Origin of the sequence: Leminorella richardii (assembly GCF_900478135.1) — a bacterium.
GTDB classification, from domain to species: domain Bacteria; phylum Pseudomonadota; class Gammaproteobacteria; order Enterobacterales; family Enterobacteriaceae; genus Leminorella; species Leminorella richardii.
The window spans coordinates 3,332,240-3,355,098 of record NZ_LS483470.1 but is presented as its reverse complement, the minus strand read 5'-3'; the positions used below and the strand labels follow the sequence as shown (position 1 = coordinate 3,355,098).

The 22,859-nt window shown below is 55.6% G+C and carries 20 protein-coding genes and 1 pseudogene; 13 read left to right on the top strand and 8 right to left on the bottom strand.

Annotated elements, in window-relative coordinates:
• Window positions 1-12: 12 nt before the first annotated feature.
• From DQM29_RS15315 to rbsR, 11 genes and pseudogenes are all read left to right on the top strand, one after another.
• Window positions 13-1,284: an MFS transporter gene (locus tag DQM29_RS15315; RefSeq protein ID WP_111741487.1), complete on the top strand. Its 1,272-nt coding sequence runs from the start codon at window positions 13-15 to the stop codon at window positions 1,282-1,284.
• A 1-nt stretch (window position 1,285) separates the two neighbouring features.
• Window positions 1,286-2,116: a beta-keto acid cleavage family enzyme gene (locus tag DQM29_RS15310; protein WP_111741486.1), complete on the top strand. Its 831-nt coding sequence runs from the start codon at window positions 1,286-1,288 to the stop codon at window positions 2,114-2,116.
• Window positions 2,116-3,294, top strand: coding sequence for an acetyl-CoA C-acetyltransferase (locus DQM29_RS15305; protein WP_111741485.1), 1,179 nt, complete (start codon window positions 2,116-2,118; stop codon window positions 3,292-3,294). The genes DQM29_RS15310 and DQM29_RS15305 overlap by 1 nt, the downstream gene beginning before the upstream one ends.
• An 18-nt stretch (window positions 3,295-3,312) precedes the next feature.
• Window positions 3,313-3,971: pseudogene (atoD, locus tag DQM29_RS15300) on the top strand (acetate CoA-transferase subunit alpha).
• Window positions 3,968-4,630: a 3-oxoacid CoA-transferase subunit B gene (locus DQM29_RS15295; protein WP_111741484.1), complete on the top strand. Its 663-nt coding sequence runs from the start codon at window positions 3,968-3,970 to the stop codon at window positions 4,628-4,630. Before atoD ends, DQM29_RS15295 begins: the two are co-directional and overlap by 4 nt.
• Window positions 4,631-4,871: 241 nt before the next feature.
• Window positions 4,872-5,291: a D-ribose pyranase gene (gene rbsD, locus DQM29_RS15290; protein WP_111741483.1), complete on the top strand. Its 420-nt coding sequence runs from the start codon at window positions 4,872-4,874 to the stop codon at window positions 5,289-5,291.
• Window positions 5,292-5,304: 13 nt separating this feature from the next.
• Window positions 5,305-6,822, top strand: coding sequence for a ribose ABC transporter ATP-binding protein RbsA (gene rbsA / locus DQM29_RS15285; RefSeq protein ID WP_111741482.1), 1,518 nt, complete (start codon window positions 5,305-5,307; stop codon window positions 6,820-6,822).
• A 3-nt stretch (window positions 6,823-6,825) separates the two neighbouring features.
• Entirely contained in the window at window positions 6,826-7,797 is a 972-nt protein-coding gene (gene rbsC / locus DQM29_RS15280) for a ribose ABC transporter permease (RefSeq protein ID WP_111741481.1), read from the top strand.
• A 60-nt stretch (window positions 7,798-7,857) separates the two neighbouring features.
• Window positions 7,858-8,745 (top strand): ribose ABC transporter substrate-binding protein RbsB, encoded by an 888-nt coding sequence (gene rbsB / locus DQM29_RS15275; RefSeq protein ID WP_111741480.1) that lies wholly within the window; start codon window positions 7,858-7,860, stop codon window positions 8,743-8,745.
• A gap of 69 nt (window positions 8,746-8,814) precedes the next feature.
• Window positions 8,815-9,738, top strand: coding sequence for a ribokinase (rbsK, locus tag DQM29_RS15270; RefSeq protein ID WP_111741479.1), 924 nt, complete (start codon window positions 8,815-8,817; stop codon window positions 9,736-9,738).
• Window positions 9,739-9,748: 10 nt separating this feature from the next.
• The gene (gene rbsR, locus DQM29_RS15265) at window positions 9,749-10,741 is read left to right on the top strand and encodes a ribose operon transcriptional repressor RbsR (protein ID WP_232054931.1); all 993 of its coding nucleotides are present in this window, start codon (window positions 9,749-9,751) and stop codon (window positions 10,739-10,741) included.
• Here rbsR and DQM29_RS15260 read toward each other — a convergent pair.
• The 5 genes from DQM29_RS15260 to frdA form a co-directional block, all read right to left on the bottom strand.
• The gene (locus DQM29_RS15260; RefSeq protein WP_111742123.1) at window positions 10,738-11,352 is read right to left on the bottom strand and encodes a trimeric intracellular cation channel family protein; all 615 of its coding nucleotides are present in this window, start codon (window positions 11,350-11,352) and stop codon (window positions 10,738-10,740) included. The genes rbsR and DQM29_RS15260 overlap by 4 nt on opposite strands.
• Before the next feature lie 224 nt (window positions 11,353-11,576).
• Entirely contained in the window at window positions 11,577-11,933 is a 357-nt protein-coding gene (frdD, locus tag DQM29_RS15255) for a fumarate reductase subunit FrdD (protein WP_170126557.1), read from the bottom strand.
• A 13-nt stretch (window positions 11,934-11,946) separates the two neighbouring features.
• Complete coding sequence (gene frdC / locus DQM29_RS15250; protein WP_111742121.1) at window positions 11,947-12,336, bottom strand: fumarate reductase subunit FrdC; 390 nt, start codon at window positions 12,334-12,336, stop codon at window positions 11,947-11,949.
• 18 nt (window positions 12,337-12,354) lie between these two features.
• Window positions 12,355-13,089, bottom strand: coding sequence for a succinate dehydrogenase/fumarate reductase iron-sulfur subunit (locus DQM29_RS15245; protein ID WP_111741478.1), 735 nt, complete (start codon window positions 13,087-13,089; stop codon window positions 12,355-12,357).
• Complete coding sequence (gene frdA, locus DQM29_RS15240; RefSeq protein WP_111741477.1) at window positions 13,082-14,890, bottom strand: fumarate reductase (quinol) flavoprotein subunit; 1,809 nt, start codon at window positions 14,888-14,890, stop codon at window positions 13,082-13,084. The genes DQM29_RS15245 and frdA overlap by 8 nt, the downstream gene beginning before the upstream one ends.
• A 403-nt stretch (window positions 14,891-15,293) precedes the next feature.
• Here frdA and epmA point away from each other — a divergent pair, with 403 nt between their 5' ends.
• Window positions 15,294-16,271, top strand: a complete 978-nt coding sequence (epmA, locus tag DQM29_RS15235) for an elongation factor P--(R)-beta-lysine ligase (protein ID WP_111741476.1) — start codon at window positions 15,294-15,296, stop codon at window positions 16,269-16,271.
• 355 nt (window positions 16,272-16,626) lie between these two features.
• Here epmA and mscM read toward each other — a convergent pair whose 3' ends face one another.
• From mscM to rsgA, 3 genes are all read right to left on the bottom strand, one after another.
• Window positions 16,627-19,947, bottom strand: coding sequence for a miniconductance mechanosensitive channel MscM (mscM, locus tag DQM29_RS15230; protein WP_111741475.1), 3,321 nt, complete (start codon window positions 19,945-19,947; stop codon window positions 16,627-16,629).
• A gap of 60 nt (window positions 19,948-20,007) precedes the next feature.
• A complete protein-coding gene (gene asd / locus DQM29_RS15225; protein WP_111741474.1) occupies window positions 20,008-20,871 on the bottom strand; it encodes an archaetidylserine decarboxylase in 864 nt (287 codons plus the stop codon).
• 166 nt (window positions 20,872-21,037) lie between these two features.
• On the bottom strand, window positions 21,038-22,081 hold the full coding sequence (rsgA, locus tag DQM29_RS15220; RefSeq protein WP_111741473.1) for a small ribosomal subunit biogenesis GTPase RsgA: 1,044 nt from the start codon (window positions 22,079-22,081) through the stop codon (window positions 21,038-21,040).
• 101 nt (window positions 22,082-22,182) lie between these two features.
• Between rsgA and orn the strand changes: the two genes are divergently transcribed.
• The gene (gene orn / locus DQM29_RS15215) at window positions 22,183-22,728 is read left to right on the top strand and encodes an oligoribonuclease (RefSeq protein ID WP_111741472.1); all 546 of its coding nucleotides are present in this window, start codon (window positions 22,183-22,185) and stop codon (window positions 22,726-22,728) included.
• Window positions 22,729-22,859 lie beyond the last annotated feature (131 nt).

The following is a 22,859-nucleotide window of genomic DNA, read 5'->3' as shown; positions in this document are numbered from 1 at the left end:
GGAGACGATGCTATGACTCAATCTCATAACAATGCCGCTGCGACCACGGGTAACTCCCGAGTAAAGTGGCACGTGCTGTTTGGCGGCTTTTTTGGCTACATGTTTGACGCTGTAGACATCCTGTTACTGGCAGTGTCCATGCCGGTGATTATCGCCGATCTGGGCATTTCCAAGGCGGACGGCGGCCTGCTGGCGACCGCGACAATGGTCGGTATCGGCCTGAGCAGTATTATTGTCGGCTGGTGTGCGGACAACTACGGACGGCGTAAAACTCTGTTCTGGAGCCTGATGCTGTTCAGCGTTCTGACGGCAGCTATCGCCTTTACCAGCACTTGGTTTGAAATTCTGGTGCTGCGTTTTCTGGCCGGCCTTGGGCTGGGCGGCGTGTGGAGTATTATTGTCGCCTATATCGCAGAAACCTGGCCGCCGAAGCAGCGCGGCAGAGCCGCCTCTTTTGTACTGAGTTCATTCCCCGCGGGCGCAGGCCTTGCGGCGTTCCTTGCCTATCTAATCATTCCTGCCTACGGCTGGCGCGCCCTGTTCCTGTGCGGCGCAGGCGCGATTATTGCAGCGATTTACTTTCTGATCTTCGTACCTGAGTCCGAAAGCTGGAAGCAGCAAAAAGAGGCGCAGAAAAACAAGGGCGAGAAAGTGCGCATTGGCGAGATCTTCTCCAAAGAGCTTTCCCGCAACACGCTGTTTGCCACTGTTGTTGCCAGCTTTGGCCTGATTGGCTACTGGGGCTGTACCACTTGGCTACCGCTGTTCCTGACGCAGGATCGCGGGCTGAGCATCGAAACCATGTCGCTGTTCTTTGTGGTGCTGAACGTGGGCATGTTCGTTGGCTATAACGTGTTTGGCGTGATGGCGGACAAAATGGGGCGCCGTAAAGCGCTAGTGATCTCCTTTATCGGCACGGCCATTACGCTACCTGTTTACGTCAGCATGACTGGGCACACCGCACTGCTGATTATGGGGCCGGTCTATGCCTTCTTCACCGCCTTCGTGGGTCTAATGGGATCCTACTTCCCCGAGCTGTTCCCAACCCGAGTTCGCACTATGGGAGCAGGATTCTGTTTCAACATTGGCCGGGGCGTTTCCGCCTTTGCGCCGTTCGCCATGGGCTTTATTGCTCAGAGCTACGGCCTGGTAACCGGCATCATGATTTGCGCCATCTTCTTCTGCCTGGCCGGGCTGATGATGTTTGCGCTGCCCGATATTGATAAAGAAAAACAGCCGACCGCCGCCGCGCTGCCGGATGCAGAAGTACAGGGAGAACGCTGAGATGAATAATAAAACCATTATTACTGTTGCCACCACGGGCGCCTTTCCGACCAAGGAAGACAACCCCAATATTCCGCTAACGCCAAAGGAAATCGCTGAGGACGTTTACGAGTGCTGGCAGGCGGGGGCCACGATTGCCCACCTGCACATGCGTGATGACCAAGGCAAAGGCACAATGAGTATCGATAAGTTCCGCGAGACGGTTTCCCTTATCCGCGAGAAGTGCGACATCGTGATTAACCTGACCACCTCTGGCGACCTGAACGCTACCGATGAAACGCGCATGATGCACGTTGCGGCGCTGAAGCCAGAGCTGGCCTCTTACGACTGCGGATCGATGAACTGGGCTCACAGCGGCCTGTTTATCAACCATCCAGCGTTTCTGGAAAAGCTCGGCCAACTGATGATTGATAACGATGTGCGGCCGGAAATTGAAGTGTTTGACGCAGGGATGTTCTACAACTCCCTCTACTACATCAAAAAGAACCTGATTAAGACGCCGGCTTACTACCAGCTGGTGCTGGGTGCGGCTGGGGGCACGGCGGCTACGGTGGAAAATCTGGTTTACCTTAAAGGCCTTCTGCCCGCAGACGCCCACTGGTCGGCGTTCGGCATTGGTCGCGGCCATATGCCTATCCTGATGACGACGCTGGCGCTGGGCGGACACGTGCGCGTTGGTATGGAAGACAACGTCTACTACAGCAAGGGGCGACTGGCGAAGTCTAACGCTGAGTTCGTTGAGCGTGCGGTACGCCTGTCGAAAGAGGCCGGTCGCGATCCGGCAACTCCAGACGATGCGCGCCAGATCCTCAACCTGAGAGGAGCTAAATGATGAACGATATCGTGATCGTTAGCGCCGTACGCACCGCTATCGGCAGCTTTGGCGGTTCCCTTGCGGGAATTAGCGCTCCGGATTTAGGCGCAATAGTCGCGAAAGAAGCCATGGCTCGGGCGGGCATTGAACCCTGTGTGGTTAATGACGTGATTTTAGGCAACGTGCTGCAGGCTGGGCTGGGGCAAAATCCGGCGCGGCAGGCAGCCATCAAGGCCGGCATCCCCGACGCGGTGCCTGCCACCTCGATTAACGTGGTCTGCGGCTCAGGGCTGAAAAGCGTGATTATGGCGGCACAGTCCATTGCGGCTGGTGATGCAGATGCGGTGCTGGCGGGCGGCATGGAAAACATGTCTGCTGCTCCCTACCTGCTGGACAAGGCTCGCTGGGGCTACCGCATGGGCAACGGCACGTTGACCGACAGCGTGGTGCACGACGGCCTGAGCTGCGCCTTTAACCACTATCATATGGGCATTACGGCAGAAAACGTCGCCCAGCGCTACGGCATCAGCCGTGAAGAGCAGGATGAAGTGGCGCTGCGCTCTCAGCAGCGTGCGGTAGCGGCAACGGAGAGCGGCGCTTTCGCCGGTGAAATTGTGCCGGTTACCGTGATGCAGCGAAAAAAAGAAGCGGTGTTCGATCGCGATGAGTACCCGCGTTCCGACGCTAGCGCTGAAGCTTTATCCAAACTGCGCCCCGCCTTTACCAAAGAGGGAACGGTAACCGCAGGCAACGCGTCCGGTATTAATGACGGTGCCGCAGCGCTGCTGGTGATGTCAGCACAGAAGGCGAAGGCGCTGGGGCTGACGCCTTTAGCCCGCATTCGCGGCTATGCGACGGCAGGCGTCGATCCGTCGGTGATGGGCATTGGCCCCGTGCCTTCAACCCTGAAAGCGCTGGAGAAGGCGCGACTCAGCGTAAAGGATCTTGACCTGATTGAAGCTAATGAGGCCTTTGCCGCTCAGTTTATTGCGGTAGGCCGCGAGCTGTGCTTTGACATGGAAAAAACCAACGTCAACGGCGGCGCTATCGCTTTGGGGCACCCCATTGGTGCGTCAGGGGCGCGCATTCTGGTGACGCTGCTGCACGCGCTGCGCGCTCAGGATAAAACCTTTGGGCTGGCGACGCTGTGCGTCGGCGGTGGGCAGGGTGTATCTGTTGTCGTTGAGCGCCTGTAGGCACAGGGAGGATGAGTCATGAAGTCTAAAGTTACTGTGCGGGAGGAGATCTCCCGCCACTTCCGCGACGGCATGAGCGTGATGTTCGGCGGCTTTATGGGGCAGGGAACTCCCCGACGCTGGTACAGATGCTGTTAGACTCCGGCGTTAAAGATTTAACGCTTATCGGTAACGATACCGGGACGCCGGGCGTTGGCGTTGCACCGCTGGTAGAGGCGGGCAGAGTGCGTAAGGTTATTGCCTCTCACATCGGGCTGCATCCGGAAACCGGCCGCAGAATGATTTCCGGCGAGATGGAGGTTGAGCTGGTGCCTCAGGGCACACTGGCTGAGCGAATTCGAGCTGGCGGAGCTGGGCTAGGGGGCTTTCTGACCCCGACGGGAGTCGGTACTGTCGTGGAAGAAGGAAAGCAGAGAATGACCTTTGAGGGGCGAGACTATCTATTAGAGATGCCCCTTAAGGCGGATTTGGCGATTGTCTACGCCCGCCGCGGTGATGCGGTGGGTAACCTCTACTACCGTCGCTCGGCGAGAAACTTTAACCCGCTGGTGGCGCTGGCAGCCGATAGGGTGTTTGCCGAAGTGGAAGAGCTGGTTGAGGTAGGCACTATGGATCCCGACAGCATTATGACCCCCGGCCTGCTGGTAAACGGTATCTTTAAAGGAGAAGCGCGATGAGCCCAAAAGCCTTTATTGCCCGCCGCGTGGCGCTGGAGCTGAAGGATGGCGACGTGGTTAATCTGGGAATTGGCCTGCCGACCATGGTCGCCCACTGCCTGCCGGAAGGTGTGGATATCGTTTTTCAGTCAGAAAACGGCTTTGTTGGCCTCTGCCCAGCAGACGAGGAACATCCCGATCCGGATACCGCTAACGCGGGCGGTCAGCCGTGTGGCATTCTGCCCGGCGGCGCGACCTTCGACAGCGCTTTCTCGTTTGCCCTGATCCGCGGCGGTCATGTGGACGCCTGCGTGCTCGGCGGGCTGGAAGTCGATCAGTACGGCAATCTGGCTAATTGGATGATCCCCGGCAAGATGGTGCCCGGTATGGGGGGCGCGATGGATTTGGTCACTGGTTCGCGTAAGGTGATTGTGGCCATGGAGCACTGCGCCAAGAGCGGAGCGTCGAAGATCCTGCGCAACTGCACGCTTCCTCTGACCGCCTGTGGCTGTGTTTCTATCGTTGTTACCGAGCTGGCGGTATTCCGCTTTATCGACGGTCAATTGACGCTGGTTGAACACGCGCCGGGAGTCAGCCTTGACGAAATCCGCCAAAAGACCGAGGCGGAGTTTGTTGTGTCGCCGCAGCTGAAGGAAATGCCGATTGCACTAGCGGCCTGATAATCTTCTTATCGATATCCATTCGTTTTCTTACACAAAACCTCACGCTGGTCGTGAGGTTTTTTTGTCTTTTTAGCTGTCACGATTCGGCATTCAGCCTGAAGCGAAACGTTTCGATGGCGCTCACAAATTTTTAAGAAATAGATTGCTTTCCTGTCATTCATTCCTAAACTCGGTTCAATAGCGAAACGTTTCGATGTCGATTTTTTAACCATAATCGGCACGCTTTTAAGAGGACGATATGAAAAAAGGCCTTCTGCTTAATGCCCCGCTGTCTTCTGTGATAGCTCGGCTTGGCCATACTGATACATTGGCAATCGGCGATGCCGGCTTGCCTATCCCAGCCGGCGTTGAGCGCATCGATCTCGCCCTGACTCACGGCGTTCCGTCCTTTTTGCAGGTGTTTGACACTGTAGTAGAGGAAATGCAGGTGGAAAAGGCGATTATCGCCTCAGAAATCAAAGAGAAAAATGCCGAGCTGCACCTACAGCTGCTGGCGCGCCTGCGCGAGCTGGAAGAGCGTCAGCGCAACCGCATTGCCGTAGAGTATGTGCTGCACGAAGAGTTTAAGGCGTTAACTGCCAACAGCCACGCGCTGGTGCGTACCGGCGAGTGCTCGCCTTATGCCAACGTTATTTTGTGCTCCGGCGTGGTGTTTTAAGGGAGATATGAAGATGCAGCCTTTGCTTAAGCTAAGCGGCATTGAAAAGTCGTTTCCCGGCGTTAAGGCGCTATCGGGCGCCTGCCTGAACGTCTATCCCGGCAAGGTGATGGCTCTGCTGGGGGAAAACGGTGCGGGCAAGTCGACGCTGATGAAGGTGTTAACCGGGATTTACGCCAAAGACGCTGGCACTATCGAGTTTTTAGGGCAGCCCGTTTCATTTAGTGGCCCAAAGGCTTCTGAGGAGGCCGGCATTGGGATTATTCATCAAGAGCTGAACCTGATCCCGCAGCTGAGTGTGGCGGAAAATATTTTTCTGGGATGCGAATTCGTCAACGCTTTTGGCCGCATAGACTGGAAAAAAACCTACAGTGAGGCCAATCGTCTGCTGGCCAGACTGAACGTTCGCTTTGACAGCCATGTACTGGTGAGCGAGCTGTCTATCGGCGATCGGCAAATGGTTGAAATTGCCAAAGTGCTGAGCTTCAAATCCAAAGTCATCATCATGGATGAGCCAACGGATGCCCTGACGGATACAGAAACCGCTTCGCTGTTTAGCGTCATTAACGAGCTGCGCGCTCAGGGATGCGGCATTGTCTATATTTCCCATCGCCTGAAAGAGATCTTCGAGATTTGCGACGACGTGACGATTTTACGCGACGGTAGCTTCGTCGGCGAACGCCCTGTGGACTCACTGGACGAAGACCAGCTGATTGAAATGATGGTTGGTCGGAAGCTCGATGAGCGCTACCCCCGATTGGATTTGCCGCGTGGGTCGCTGCGCCTTCAGGTGAGTGGGCTTAGCGGTAACGGTGTTGATAACGCCAGCTTTGATCTGTATCGCGGTGAGATCCTCGGCGTGTCTGGCCTGATGGGCGCCGGGCGCACCGAGTTAGTAAAAATGATCTACGGCGCGCTGCCTCACAGTAAGGGCAGTATTCAGCTCGACGGTCATCCTATTTCGATTAAGCGCCCTCAGGACGGCCTGAAAAACGGCATTGTCTACATCTCAGAAGACCGTAAGGGCGACGGGCTGGTGCTCGGCATGTCCATTAAAGAAAACATGTCGCTGACCGCGCTGCGCTATTTTAGCCGCCAGTGGGGCAGCTTGAAGCACGCCGAAGAACAGCAGGCCGTAAGTGACTTTATTCAGCTTTTCAACGTGAAAACGCCCTCCATGATGCAGCCTATTGGCCTACTGTCCGGCGGGAATCAGCAGAAAGTGGCGATTGCCCGCGGGCTGATGACTCGACCAAACGTGCTGATCCTTGACGAGCCAACTCGTGGGGTAGACGTTGGCGCCAAGAAAGAAATTTACCAGCTTATCAACCAGTTTAAGCGCGAGGGGCTGAGTATTATTCTCGTCTCTTCAGAAATGCCGGAAGTTATCGGCATGAGCGACCGTATTCTGGTGATGCATGAAGGCCGCATTAGCGGCGAATTCCCGATAGAGCAGGCCACACAGGAAGCGTTAATGGCTGCGGCCGTAGGCAAGCTAGATAAACAGCAGCGCGTAGAGCAGGAGTCATAATTCGTGAGTACGTTAAAAAATTCCCCGGCAACCAGCCGATTTGGTAAAGAGTGGCTGCTTGAGCAGAAGTCTCTGATAGCACTGATTGTGCTAATTGTAGTGGTGTCATTTTTGAGCCCTAACTTCTTTACGCTCAACAACATATACAACATTTTGCAGCAAACGTCGGTGAACGCGATTATTGCTGTCGGCATGACGCTGGTGATCCTGACCTCGGGCATTGACCTGTCTGTGGGGTCGATACTGGCTCTTACCGGCGCGATAGCGGCGTCTATCGTCGGTCTGGAAGTTAACATGTTTGTCGCGGTGGCCGGTGCACTGCTGCTGGGAGCGGCCATCGGCGGCGTTTCCGGAGTGATAGTCGCCAAGGGCAAAGTACAAGCGTTTATTGCCACTCTAGTGATGATGTTGATGCTGCGCGGGGCAACGCTGGTTTACTCCGAGGGCAGCCCGATTAACCTTGGATTTAACGAGTCAGCCGAAGCGTTTGAATGGTTTGGCATTGGTACACCGCTGGGCGTTCCGGCTCCGATTTGGATCATGGCGCTGGTGTTTATCGCGGCCTGGTACCTGCTTAACCACACTCGCCTTGGCCGCTACATTTACGCGCTGGGTGGCAATGAAGCGGCGACTCGCCTGTCTGGTATTAATGTCGATCGAGTGAAGATTATTGTTTACGCCCTGTGCGGTATGTTGACCGCGCTGGCTGGAGTAATCGAAGTCGGTCGTCTGTCTTCAGCGCAGCCAACGGCGGGTGTGGGCTATGAGCTTGACGCTATCGCTGCTGTTGTTCTGGGGGGGACCAGCCTTGCTGGTGGCAAGGGGCGTATTACCGGCACTCTTATCGGCGCGCTGATCCTGGGTTTCTTAAGCAACGCGCTGAACCTGCTGGGCGTTTCCGCCTACTTCCAAATGATTGTAAAAGGCGCTGTCATTCTGCTGGCGGTGCTGGTTGAAAACCGAAGCGGCAAATAGGGTTCTGTTCCATTAGGTTCCCACTTTACTGATATTCCATTGATGATAGGAACGATGACGATGAATATGAAAAAGCTGGCAATGCTTGTGTCTGCAACCGCCCTCACCCTTTCCGTCAGCGCTGGCGCGATGGCGAAAGAAAACATTGCACTGGTTGTTTCCACGCTGAACAACCCGTTCTTTGTTTCGATGAAAGACGGTGCGCAGAAGAAAGCCGATGAACTTGGCTACAACCTGATCGTGCTGGATTCGCAAAACAATCCGGCGAAAGAGCTGAGCAACGTACAGGATCTGACCGTGCGCGGCACCAAGCTGATGCTGATTAACCCGACCGACTCTGATGCGGTAGGCAACGCGGTTCTCATGGCCAACAAGGCCAACATTCCGGTTATTACTCTGGATCGCGCCGCTAACAAAGGGGAAGTGGTCAGCCACGTTGCCTCTGACAACGTAGCGGGCGGCAAGCTGGCGGGCGATTTTATTGCTGAAAAGGTCGGCAATGAGGCGAAGGTTATTCAGCTTGAAGGCATTACCGGTACATCAGCAGCCCGTGAGCGTGGCGAAGGCTTTAAACAGTCTATGGCAGCACACCCGTTCAAACTGCTGGCCAGCCAGCCTGCTGACTTTGACCGTACTAAAGGGCTGAACGTCATGCAGAACCTGCTGACCGCGCATCCTGACGTTCAGGCCGTATTCGCGCAAAACGACGAAATGGCACTGGGCGCGCTGAGAGCCCTGCGTACAGCCGGTAAGAAAGACGTACTGATTGTTGGTTTTGACGGTACCAAAGACGGCATGAACGCAGTGAAGGGGGGTCAGATGGGCGCTACTGTAGCCCAGCAGCCTGAGCTTATCGGCAGCGTAGGCGTTGAAACCGCAGTGAAAGTGCTGAAAGGCGAAAAGGTTGACGCGAGTATTCCGGTTGAACTGAAGCTGATTACCAAGTAACAATTCCAATCTTAGGCACTCTTTGCGCGGCAGGCTAGTTTCTGCCGCGCCCTTTGACAGGAGACAACGATGTCAGGGAAAAAGCTGGTGGTATTAGGCAGTATTAACGCCGACCACATCCTTAACGTACAGGAATTTCCTCGTCCGGGAGAGACCATCACCGGGCAGGGCTACCGCATCTCTTTTGGCGGTAAGGGCGCCAATCAGGCCGTTGCCGCCGGGCGCAGCGGGGCCAACATCACTTTTATCGCCTGCGTTGGGGAAGACGATGTGGGCAGGCAGGTACGGCATCAGTTAGAACAGGATCGCATTGACGTAGCGCCAGTTGAAGCTATCGCGGGTACTCATACCGGTGTGGCGATGATTTTCGTTAACCGTCACGGCGAGAACGTGATTGCTATCGATGCCGGAGCCAACGCGGCGGTAACGCCAGACTATTTAAACAAGTATCGTCAGCACGTTGTGGAAGCCGATGCGCTGCTGATGCAGCTTGAAACGCCTTTAGAGACTATCGTGGCGGCTGCCGCGCTGGCGAAAGCAAACGGCACCACTGTGGCGTTAAACCCTGCTCCGGCGCGGTCGCTGCCCGATGAGCTACTGTCGTGTATCGACATCATTACGCCGAATGAAACGGAAGCGGAGTACCTGACGGGGATTGCTGTGACCGGAGAGGAAGAGGCACATCGCGCAGCCAGTGCGCTGCACGCTAAAGGCATTCGCACGGTAATTATTACTCTAGGCAGTCGCGGCGCGTGGGTAAGCGTTGAGGGTGAAGGACAGCTGGTAAAAGGCTTCCGCGTGGAGCCAGTTGATACCATTGCCGCAGGGGATACCTTTAACGGAGGTATGATGACCGCGCTGTTAGAAGGTCGTGCGCTGCTGGACGCTGTTCGCTTCGGCCATGCCGCAGCGGCAATAGCTGTCACCCGGCCGGGCGCGCAGCCGTCTGTTCCCTGGCGGGAAGAAATTGATGCGTTTTTAGCAAAGCAATAGGAGCCTTATCGTGGCAACCATGAAAGACGTCGCTCGTTTGGCGGGAGTATCCACTTCTACGGTGTCTCACGTCATCAATAACAGTCGGTTCGTCAGCGAGCCGATCCGCGATAGGATCCTTTCTGCCGTTGCCACGCTGAACTATTCGCCTTCTGCCGTTGCCCGCAGCCTGAAAGCGCAGTCGACCCGCACCGTCGGGATGCTGCTGACCTCAAGCAATAATCCATTTTTTGCCGAGGTTATGCGGGGCGTTGAAGAGAGCTGCTATGAGCGGGGCTACAGTCTGATCCTGTGCAATACGGAGAATGACCCTGAACGCATGAAGAGCAGTTTGGAAACCCTGCTACAGCGGCGGGTAGACGGCCTGATCCTGATATGTAATGAGCGTAATCCGACGCTGGAAACGCTTTTTTTCAATTATCCAGATTTGCCTATTGTCATGATGGACTGGGGGCCGTTTAGCGGCGCCTGTGATGTGATTCAGGATAACTCCCTTCAGGGAGGCCTTGCGGCAACCGAGTTTCTGATATCTAAGGGGCATCGTCGCATTGCCTGTATTACCGGGCCGAAGGATAACGTACAGGCGCAAAGGCGGCTGGAGGGATACCGTCAGGCGATGAAAGAAGCCGGGCTGGCCGCTCCGGACGACTATCAGATCTTCAGCAATTTTGAGTTTTCCGGTGGACTTAAGGCCATGAGTCAGCTTTTGGCTTTGTCTGAGCCGCCGGAGGCCGTGTTTACCTGTAATGACGCTATGGCGGTTGGCGTTTATCTGGCGCTAAGCCAGTCGGGACTGAAGATTGGACAGGACGTCGCGGTCGTTGGTTACGATGACATTGAGCTGGCGCAGTATATGACGCCGCCGTTGACTACCGTTCACCAGCCGACCGGAGAGCTAGGGCGGCTGGCGATCGATACGTTAATGCACCGACTGGAAGGGAAAAATCGAGAAACCAAAACGCTGGCGCTGGCCCCGAAGCTGGTGGAGCGCCAGTCAGCCTAGTCGTCAGTTTGGTAGCTAAATATTGGCAGTCCGATCTTGAACCAGATTGCCAGCATGCGGAAGGTGAAGCCAAACGCCAGTGTGGCGATAACGGCGATATCGGTCGCGATCTTGAAGTGAATAAGCCCAACGTAGAGCATAGCGGCAGCAAAAGAGACGCTGGCGTACAGCTCTTTTTGAAACACCAGCGGGATGCGGTTACAGAAGATATCGCGCAGCACGCCGCCAAATACGCCAGTAATCAGCCCCGCAATGCCTGCGATCAGCGCGGGCAGACCCATGCCCAGCGCTACCTGCGCGCCGATGATAGAAAACACCACCAGGCCTACCGCATCAAGCACCAGAAAGAACTTTCTCAAGTAGATCATAATCCTGGACGTTGCGACCGTCATCACTGACGCAGCGGCGACGATCAGCACGTATTCCGGATGGGCGACCCAGCCCAGCGGATAGTGGCCGAGAATGATGTCTCTCACCGTGCCGCCGCCAATAGCGGTTACCGCAGAAATAATGATAACGCCGAAGATGTCCATCTTACTTTTGCCCGCCGCTAGCGCGCCGGTCATGGATTCGGCAGTGATGCCGATAATATAGAGTACGTATAGTAGCATGTCGTAGCGAATAAAATTTATACGGTAAACGAATTTACTAATTATCACGCAGATGTTTGGTTTTTGCAGCCGCTATTTGAAGTTATATTGATTTTTTTCACTATTAATTATTTGTTTGGTGCAAATTTGCCAATATTGGGCTGAACGCTGCCTTTTTGCCATAAAAAAAGCGCCCCGCAAGCAGAGCGCCTTGTCTTGATGTGGCGAATCTTACAGCATGCTTCTTATAGCATAAACACGCCAACCACCGCCAAAATGCTCAGCACGCTGGCAATGCCGTAGAACACCAGCTTGCCCGCAGGGATGTGCAGCTTCAGGTCGTGGCTCATGTGGTGCATACGGTGCAGACCGCACCACACCGGCAGAATAATCATCAGCAGCAGGAACACCCGGCCAATAAAGCTCTGGCAGAACGCAAGCACTCTCGGGTAGCTCAACGCTTCAGGCGCCCAGCCCAGCGGCAGAATAATCGCCACCAGCAGGATAATCGCCGGCGCCACAATGGCGCTCCACATACCGCCCGCACCAAACAGGCCCCAGAATACCGGTTCGTCAGAACGCTTAGGGTTTTGGTCAATCATTTCATTCCCCTCCTTACACCAGCGCCACGGCCAGAATAATCACGGTTACCACCGCCGTCACTGCCCACAGGCCGGTAATCATCGGCTTGGGACTCATCTTCTCGTCGCCCTTGACGATGTTCACCGCCTTCGGCGCCAGGTCAAACCAGGTCTTGGTGTGCACCACACCCATCACCAGCGTGATGATATTGAGCAGCATCACCAGCGGGTTTTGCAAAAAGCCAATAAACCCGGCCCAGCTCTCAAGGCTTCTGAGTGAGAACACGCCAATCAGCACCACAATGCTGAACCAGACGGCCGGAACGGCGGTCATTTCACGGAACATATAGAACTTATAGAACCCCAGGTTCTTCCACCAGGAAGCCTTCATCTCACGGACATAGGGTTTACGTTTGGTTATCATCATCGTCTCCCACTCCCTTTACTGGGGTTTCAGCATAGCAATCATAAAGTCTTTGGCGCTTTCGGCTTTACCCTGTTGGATAGCCGACGCCGGGTCCACGTGCTTCGGACAGACTTCAGAGCAGTAGCCCACAAAGGTACAGCTCCACACGCCGTTCTTGCCGTTAAGCTGGGTCATACGCTGCTTCTTGCCCTTGTCGCGGGTGTCGAGGTTGTAGCGATGGCCAAGGGTAATGGCGGCAGGCCCGATAAACTCGGGGTTAAGGCCGAACTGCGGGCAGGCCGCATAGCACAGGCCGCAGTTGATACAGCCGGAGAACTGATGGTATTTCTCCATCTGAGCCGGGGTCTGAATCGTTGGGCCGTTCTCAGGCTTGAGCGCGTCATTGATAATGTAAGGCTTGATGGCCTCCAGACTCTCAATGAAGTGGGTCATATCGACCACCAGGTCGCGCTCGATGGGGAAGTTCCCCAGCGCTTCGACCTTCATGCCCTGCGGGTAGTCACGCAGGAAGGTTTTACAGGCAAGCTTGGGCACCTTGTTAATCATCATGCCGCAGGAGCCGCAGATAGCCATCCGGCAGGACCAGCGGTAGGAGAGGTCAGGGGCCAGATTGTCCTTGATGTAGCCCAGCGCATCCAGCAGTGACGTGGAGGCGTCATAAGGCACATCATAGGCCTCGAAGCGGGGCTCAGCGTCACGCTCAGGGTTATAGCGCATGACTTCTACTTTGAGGGTTTTCATCTCAGACATTCGCCTGCTCCTTCTTCAGTGCTTCTTCTTTCGCCTGCGCTTCGGCTTCAGCGCCATACACGCGTTTGGCCGGCGGCAGGGTAGTAATCTTCACATCGCTGTAGTCAATGCGCGGCGCGCCGCCTTCCGGGTTGTAGAAGGCCAGAGAGTGCTTGAGGTAGTTGACGTCATCACGCTCGGTGCAGCCTTCGTCCAGACGCTGGTGTGCCCCGCGGGATTCGCGACGCAGGATGGCGGAGTGCGCCATACATTCAGCCACGTCAAGGCTGTGACCCAGTTCGATGGTGTACAGCAGGTCGGTGTTGAAGACGCTGGTGCGGTCAGTGATGCGCACGCGCTTGAAGCGCTCTTTCAGCTCGGTCAGCTTGTCGACGGTCTTTTGCATCAGCTCTTCGGTACGGTAGATACCGCAGCCTTCTTCCATGCTCAGACCCATTTCATCACGGATGTTGGCCCAGTTTTCGGTGCCTTCCTGATTGAGCAGGGCGTGCAGGCGGGCTTCGATATCGGACGCCTGTGCATCCAGCGCAGAGCCGTTAGCCGCGGTCGCGGTCTTGGCGCGCTCAAGAGCGTGTTCACCGGCCACGCGACCAAAGACCACCAGCTCGGCCAGCGAGTTGGAGCCCAGACGGTTGGCGCCGTGCATGCCGACAGAGGAACATTCGCCGACGGCGAACAGACCGGTCAGACGGGTTTCACACTGCTGGTTGGTTTCGATACCGCCCATGGTGTAGTGAGCCGTTGGGCGCACCGGGATAGGCTCTTTGACCGGGTCAACGCCGACGTAGGCCTTAGCCAGTTCGCAGATGAACGGCAGACGCTCAAGCAGCTTCTTCTCGCCCAGGTGACGCAGGTCAAGGTAGACCACATCGCCACGCGGCGTAGAGATGGTGCGACCGGCGCGCCATTCGTGCCAGAAGGCCTGAGAGACTTTATCGCGCGGGCCGAGTTCCATGTACTTGTTCTGCGGCTGGCCGAGGGGAGTTTCCGGTCCGAGACCGTAGTCCTGCAGGTAGCGGTAGCCGTCCTTGTTGACCATGATACCGCCTTCACCGCGGCAGCCTTCGGTCATCAGGATACCGGAGCCGGGCAGGCCTGTCGGGTGATACTGAACGAATTCCATATCGCGCAGCGGGACGCCGTGACGGAAGGCCATGCCCATACCGTCACCGGTAACGATACCGCCGTTGGTGTTGTAGCGGTAGACGCGGCCGGCACCGCCGGTAGCCATAACAACCGCGTTGGCGCGGATTTGCACCAGCGTGCCTTCCATCATGTTCATGGCGACCAGGCCGCGAACGTGGCCTTCATCGACCAGCATGTCGAGGACGAAGTGTTCGTCAAAGCGCTTGATGTTAGGGTACTTGAGCGAGGTCTGGAACAGGGTGTGGAGCATGTGGAAGCCGGTTTTGTCGGCGGCAAACCAGGTGCGTTCAACCTTCATCCCGCCGAAGCGGCGGACGTTGACGGCGCCGTCAGGCTTGCGGCTCCAGGGGCATCCCCACTGTTCGAGCTGAATCATCTCGCGCGGGCTGTTTTCGACGAAGTACTGGACGACGTCCTGTTCGCAGAGCCAGTCCCCGCCGGCGACGGTGTCGTGGAAGTGGAGTTCGAAGCTGTCGTCGTCACGGATGACGGCGGCGGAACCCCCTTCGGCGGCCACGGTGTGGCTGCGCATGGGGTAGACTTTAGAAATCAGCGCGATGGTGGCGTTAGGGTTGGCTTCGGCAGCGGCAATGGCTGCACGCAGTCCTCCGCCCCCGGCCCCGATAATGGCGATGTCGGCGTTAAAGGTTTGCACTGCATTCCTCCAAATGTTCCAAGGTGATAATAAAAAATGTTTTATTTCGAACAGTTAAGCCTAATGTGGGGCTCACTGCGCGACTTACTGTATTAAGAAAGCCTTACGTTTCCCTGCTAATCACCGAGTCTTTCGGTGATGTCGGAATAGGGCGCTATTCTACCCAAGAAGATGTAGGTGAATTTTGATGTGGTCGATTTTTTGTTGCGATAAAAGGATAGTGTTTTTATTTTTTTTAGAAACCCAAGCATTAATAAAATGTGATCAACATATTAATTAAATGTGATTATGAGACTGATGTGTAAATAAAACCCTGCAAAATCAGCCAATGTCGCGGCGGAATTTGTCTGTTTGAAAAGATAACGGTAGACTGCCCGACAGGTTGAACTACGGAGTATAAATAATGAGCGATCTGGCTAACTGGCAGCCCAGCGCGTCTATTGCCAATTTATTGAAGCGCGCCAAGATCGTCGCGGAAATTCGTCGCTTTTTTACTGAACGCGGCGTGCTGGAAGTGGATACGCCAGCCATGAGCCGAGCGACGGGAACTGACCTGCATCTGGTGCCTTTTGAAACCCGCTATGTAGGGCCCGGAGCGGCGGAAGGCGCAACGCTGTATATGATGACCAGCCCAGAATTTCACATGAAGCGCCTGCTAGCGGCGGGCAGTGGTCCTATTTACCAGCTTGGTAAAAGCTTTCGCAATGAAGAGGCCGGTCGCCACCACAACCCTGAATTCACCATGCTGGAGTGGTATCGCCCCCACTTTGACATGTATCGCTTAATGAACGAAGTGGACGATCTGCTTCAGCAGGTGCTTAACTGCGAGGCCAGTGAAGTCGTTTCCTACCAGCAGATTTTCCAGCGTCATCTGGAGATCGATCCGCTTTCAGCAGACAAGCCTCAGCTTCGCGCGGCGGCAGCCAAGATTGAGCTGGGGGAGCTGGCGGAAAAAGAAGAGGATCGCGATACCCTCTTACAGATGCTGTTTGTCTTTGGCGTTGAGCCGCACATTGGTCATGAAAAGCCGACCTTTGTTTACCACTTCCCCGCCTCTCAGGCGTCTTTGGCGGAAATCAGCTCTGAAGATCACCGCGTGGCGGAGCGCTTTGAGGTCTATTATAAGGGCGTTGAGCTGGCGAACGGCTTCTGCGAACTGACGGACGCAGGCGAGCAGCGCCAGCGCTTTGAGCAGGAAAACCGCAGGCGAGAGGCGCGCGGGCTGCCCGTTCGTCCGATTGATGAATATCTTTTAGCGGCGCTGGCGTACGGCATACCGGCCTGTTCCGGCGTAGCGCTGGGGGTCGATCGCCTGATTATGATTGCGCTAGGCGCTCAGTCTATTGCTGAGGTGATGGCGTTCCCGGTGGAGAGGGCGTAGTGCGTTTTGGCTGTGGATAAACCGTTCTAATGAGCTTCAGAGGATATTCCGGCCGAAAATACAACTTGCTTATATCATCATTGTGCTTGGCCGGAAGGGTGCCTGTATTAAGCTTAGGTGCGCGGCGGGCCTAGCCCTCCTACGGGCTGTTATGAAGCCCTTCGGGCTTCACCCTTTCAGGGCCAGCGCAAGCGCTGTTCAAACCGGCAAAGCCGGTTTGTCGTTGGCTTACGCCAAGTCGACCCCAATGGAGGCCTCTCCCGCCGTTTGACTTTTTAGGTTATTTAGATTCTTTAAGGCCTTTGTCAATAATTTAAAACAGGGCACTATTTGGTGCCCTGTTTGCTTTTATCAATCACAACTCACCGGTTTTAAACGGCGGCCTGATATTGGCGTTGCGACGCGCCATGGCGTTGACGCTCATCTGGAACGGTGGGAATGGCAGCGTCAGGTTGTTGTCTTCGTAGGCCTTCAGGATCAGGCTGTGCATTTCGTGGCGCAGCGGCATGCGCATGCCCATTTCGGCGGCAAACACGCGCAGTTCGAAAATCTGAATGCCCTGCTGAATGTCGACCAGGAAGGCGTCGGGCTGCGGCGTATCCAGCACTAGTGAACAGCGATGTGCAGCATCTTCCAGCAGGCGCTTGACCAAGTCCGGATCGGTATCGGCAGTAGCCGGTACCGTCAGCACAATTCGGGTGACCGAGTCGGACAGCGACCAGTTGACGAACTGCTCGGTGATAAACGCCTTGTTGGGCACAATAATCTCTTTTCTATCCCAGTCGACAATGGTCGTTGCCCGAGTGTTGATCTTGGTGATAGAGCCGGTCAGATCGCGGATGGTGACGGTATCGCCGATGCGGATCGGTTTTTCAAACAGGATAATCAGGCCAGAGATAAAGTTGGCGAAGATCTCCTGTAGACCAAAGCCCAAGCCCACACCGAGTGCAGCGACCAGCCACTGGAGCTTAGACCACTCTACGCCGATAAGGGAGAAGGCCACCATGCCGCCGATCAGCATCAGGATATATTTGGTAATGGTGGTGATGGCGTAGCCAGTGCCCGGCGAGAGGTCGAGGTGCTGGAGAATGGCCAGCTCCAACAGCGCGGGCAGGTTGCGAACCAATTGCATGGTGACAATAAACACCAGAATGGCGATCAGTACAGAGCCTAGCGTGATGGCCTGAATGCTCTCAGCCCCCGCAACAGAAGACGTCACATCCCACAGGCGAATGTTTTCCAAAAAGGCGAATGCCGAGTGGATTTCTGACCAGAGAATAATCAGCGATACTAGCGCAATCATCGTCAGAATGGAGCGTACCAGCTGTAATGACTGGGCGCTGATGGCATCCAGATCGACCACTACCGGTTCGTCGTTATCCATTGAACTGTCGGAATTGGGCGCTGAATCGTCTTCCCCTTTTGCCCTTTGTGCCAGACGTTCGGCGCGCCGCTGTTTGGCGCGGTCAAACTCAATGCGGCGCCGCTGAATTAACATCCAGCGGCGAATAATGTGGTAAATCACCAGTAGCCCAAACCAGATGGCTACCGAGGCCTCGAGGCGCAGCAGCAGCGCCTGTGCCGTGGCTAAATAGCCAAACGCAGCAGCTGCGGCCGCGGCAATAGGAGCAAAGATTAAAAACGTCCACAGAGCCTGGTTGACGGCGTTCTCCCCCGATCCTCGTCGATCGAGATAGAGGGGAATGCCCGCCCGTCGCAGGTTGGTGGTCATCATCACTAGCGCGCCGCAGAGCAAAATAAAGCACAGGCGCCCCAGCGTGCCGGAAAACTGCCGCTCGTTGAAGTAGTCAAAGCTGATAGAGGCGATAATCAGCGGCACCACGACCCACAGAGAGAGCTTGTAATAGCGCATGGCGCGGGCGACTCGCGACTGTGACCAGCGGAAGTGAGCGATAAACAGCCCCTGCGGATGGGAGAAGCTGGCGCTAATCATAAACGCCCACATTAGTGGGACGGTAGCGTTAACCCCTTCACCGATGGCGACAGCGATCGGATACTGCCAGGCGTGTTGGAGCCCGTAGGCCAGCGCCCACCAGAGAACCGGCAGCGGCACGGCTACGATGATAGACCAAAATACGGTGCGAAGGGTCAGCGAGAAGTGATCTTGCGTCACTTTGCCGACTCGCGCTGAAGCGCGTTCTAAAAACGCCTGATAGTGGCGACGAGAGCTGATACTAAAGCCAACCAGACACACGGCGGCAAAAATCAGGCCTACCGCCTCTTTGGTGGTCGCCATGGCTTTAACCGCACCGCTCAGCTCCGTTAGCGTGTCCAGAGAAAGCAGCTGATTGAGGTCTTGAAACACCTGTAGCGGGTAGCTGAGAGTCAGCGGATTGACGTCTGCCACCCAGAACAGGTAGCGGTGAGAGGCGTCTTTTACCTCTGCCAGCGCCTCTGCCAGCTGATTGTTAGACACCTTCAGCTTGGTCAACTCGATAAGCAGGGTGTCGTAACCCGCCAGCAGCGACGAAAGCAGCTCCTGCTGCATTTTTATCTGCTGTTTAACCAGCTCTTGCTGCTGCTCGGTGAGCGGCAGGCCGTTGTCCTGAACGAGTTCGGGTAGTTTAACCAGCTTGTCGCGGCGATCTTCCAGGTTCAGACGCTGGACGCGCATATCGGCCATTTCGGTGTCCAACAGCTGGGACTTTGGCATTTCCGGCAGTCGAGAGACCTGTAGGCGCAGGGATTCCCCCAGAGCCGTTGACATACTCAGCCACTGGGACTGCTCTGTCAGAGTGGTGAACGCTTGGCGTACCTGAACGATTTTGCTAACAGTTTGGCGCTGCTCGGTGGATATTTGGTCCATTTTCTGCGCCTGCCGGCTGAGCATTTCCGACAGTTCCTGGTTTTCCTGCAGCAGCTTTCTGACGGACAGCGGCAAGTCGCCGTGCTGCTCTGCCAACTGAGTCGTGTGCTCCAGCGTCTGGCGGCTTTCCTGCTGGCGCTGCTGGTTTAGCTGCGCGTTGATAAGCTGAAGCAGCGTATCGGTTTTGGTTTGCTGAGCCTTGAGGATTTCTGCCTGTAGGCGGGAAATTTCCTGTCGGTTGCTGGCGGAGAGCTGTTCCAGTTCCAGCTCGTCCACTTTGGCTTTGTTGAAAGCGGCTTCCGCCTGAAGCTGTGCCAGTTTGGCGATGGCCAGAGCGGATGACTGGTTTTGATCCGGCAGGCGTCTTTCCAAATCGTTTAGCGTTTTGCGCGTTGCCGCTAGCTGAGCCGGGAGCTGGCTGAGGGAGTTAGTAATTTCCCGAGTGCGATCCTGCTCTTGCAGCAGCTGGCGGTTAAGCTCCAGCAGTCGGCTGTTGGTTTGAATGGAAAGCTGCTCAAGTTCGGCAATGGTTAACCCAGCCTGAAGAGGCTGGGGCGCAGTGCTTTCGCTTTCCAGCTGAGCGCGCAGGCTTTTGGTCAGCTTGGGAAAGTCGTCAATAGATTTGCGGTACTGCTGGCTGCGGGTAAGGGACTCGCTGCGTTCGTTTAGCCAGTTAAGCGCCCCCTGATAGGCCTCAAGGATCTCCTTTTGACCGGGGGCGTCTTTGTTGGCCTCAACCTGCTTGATTTCCTGTTTGATCTGCCCTGCGTCTGGAAGCGTAGCCGCCCAGACAGAGCCTATCAGTATTAGGTTTAGCAGCAGTGCTGACAGTAGACGTGTCAGTTTCATCCTTTAATTATCCGCCTCAGTTATCCGCATAGTCGTTAAAAACGGTAAGCCCAAAGAGGGCTAGCCGGCATCGGCAAAGCGTTCACCCATTCGGGTTGGCGTTTTGCACTGTAGGTGTGAGGCAAAGGTCACGCTGTTTTGAGTAAACAGGTTGATAACGGTGGAACCCAGTTTGAAACGCCCCATCTCAGCGCCTTTTTCCAGCACTACGGCGCCTTCTTCGCCCTCAGCCGGGTAGGTCCAGCGCTTGAGAACGCCTTCTCGAGGCGGTGTCACAGTGCCCTGCCAGACGGTTTCTATGCTGCCGACAATGGTGGCGCCCACGAGGATCTGCACCATCGGGCCAAAGGGAGTGTCAAACAGGCAAATTGCGCGCTCGTTGCGGGCAAACAGGTTAGGGACATTTTCTGCCGTCAGCGGGTTCACAGAGAACAGATCGCCGGGGACGTACACCATTTCGCGCAGAACGCCGCGGCAGGGCATGTGTACGCGGTGGTAGTCTCTCGGTGAGAGATAGATAGTGGCGAACAGGCCGTTTTGGAAGGTGTCTACCATCGGCATGTTGCAGGCCAGCAGCGCTTCTAGCGTGAAGTCGTGGCCTTTGGCCTGAATAAGCTTGCCGTCAGTAATTGGCCCTAGCTGGCTAACCGCGCCGTCGGCGGGCAGTGCGAGTTGGCGTTCATCCTCAACGATAGGGCGTGCTCCCTCTTTTAGAGGGCGCACGAAGAAGTCGTTAAAGGTTGCATAAGATTCGGGAGCGGGATTTTGCGCTTCCTGCATGTCAACCCGATAGTATTTGGCAAACGCCTTGATGACCAGATGCGTCAGCCATCCACCCTGCCAGCCTGCAGCCAGACCAGCCAGTTGAGTAAGTCCCTGCTTGGGAAGTAAATATTGTAATCGTACTTTTATGCGATCCAGCACGGGTAGCCTCGTGTCAATGTATTAGCTAATGTTGCGCATTGTAGCGGGGACGGGGCATAAAGTCATTTTGCCCAAAAGCCCATAGAGTAAGACCGCTGCAACGCTTTAATGTTCCTGCCTGTGAGCGGTACAAAACGCTGTAAAGCCAGAGCAAAGAAATATCTGCCTATTCCTTCACATCGTTGGGGTTCTTCCTGCTTCTGACTTCCGCCATGCTGGTAAGAATTTTCAGATAGTTGTCGTAACGCTCTTCGGCGATGGTTCCCGCATCAACTGCTTCACGAATAGCACAGCCGGGATCGTCTACGTGCTTGCAGTCGCGGAAGCGACAGTGGCCGATAAACTCGCGAAATTCGATAAAACCGTGGGTAACCTGTTCTGGTTCCAAGTGCCAAAGGCCAAACTCACGCACTCCGGGGGAGTCGATAATGTCTGAGCCGTTGGGCAGGTGATAGAGGCGAGATGCGGTAGTGGTGTGCTGTCCGAGCCCGGAAACGTCGGAGACGTCTCCCACATCGATGGTCGCCTCTTCCGGCGGCAGTAGGGCGTTGAGCAGGCTGGACTTGCCGACGCCGGACTGCCCGGCGAACACGTTGATATGGCCTTTGAGCGCTTCGGTCAGTTCGTCCATGCCTTCTCCGCTGATGCTAGACACCAGCAGCACGGGGTAGCCAATGTTGCGGTAGATCTGCATGGCCTGTTCGACGAAGTCGCGGCCTTCGCTGTCTAGCAGGTCTACTTTATTCAGGACAATAAGCGGAGCAATGCCGACGGTCTCACAGGCGACCAGATAGCGGTCAATAATGTTGAGTGACAGCTCGGGCAGAATGGCCGAAACAATAACGATGCGATCGACGTTGGCGGCGATAGGCTTCACGCCGTCGTAAAAGTCAGGTCGGGTTAGCACTGACGTGCGTTCGTGAACGGCTTCGATAATGCCTTTCGCGTGTTCCGCAAGAGCCGGGCGCCAGACAATTCTGTCGCCGGTGACCAGTGAAGGGACTGTACGGCGAATATTGCAGCGGTGAACGCTACCGTCGTCGGCCTCTACGTCAGCGTGTTTGCCAAAGCGGCTGACGACAATGCCTTCCTGCGGCTCGTCAAACAGAGAGTCGTCTGGCTCAGCCTTTTGGTTAACCGCCTGCAGGCGCCGCTGATGGTTGGCTGCGACACGCCGCTGTTGGCCTTTAGACAGTTTCTTTTTATTCACAAAACATCCTTCAAGAACACCTTTCTGATACGGCGAAGTCGCCCGTTTGGCGTTAAACCGCTATGATACACTGATGTCTGGCTAATCACGCAGGAATCATCATGTCTGGAAGTGAGAATAACCTGATTTGGATCGATCTGGAAATGACTGGGTTAGATCCTGAGGTTCACCGTATTATCGAAATCGCCACTATTGTGACGGACGCCAACCTGAACGTTCTGGCTGAAGGGCCCGTGTTTGCCGTGCATCAGACGAATGAGCATCTGGCGACAATGGACGATTGGAACACGACTACCCACACCGCCAGCGGGCTGGTTGAGCGCGTTAAGGCAAGCCCACTGGACGAAAGAGCGGCGGAGCTGGCGACGATTGAGTTTCTGCAAAAGTGGGTTCCTCAGGGGGTGTCGCCAATTTGTGGTAACAGCATCGGTCAGGATCGACGCTTTCTTTACCGCTACATGCCAGACCTAGAACGCTACTTCCACTATCGCTATCTGGACGTTAGCACTCTGAAAGAGCTGGCGCGGCGCTGGAAGCCGTCCATTCTCGGGGGAATCGAGAAGAAAAGTACCCATCAGGCGCTGGACGATATTCGCGACTCAATTGCCGAACTGGCTTACTATCGTGAGCATTTTATTCAGCTTTAAGTGATTTCATTCAAAAGGCCGCTTATTCAGTGAACAGGAGCGGCCAGCCCTGCTGGTTTAATCATCAAACGGCATTAAAAGGCGGTTTTTTTGACTCGGGGGGCTTGCGAGCGGTGCTAATTTTCGTATAA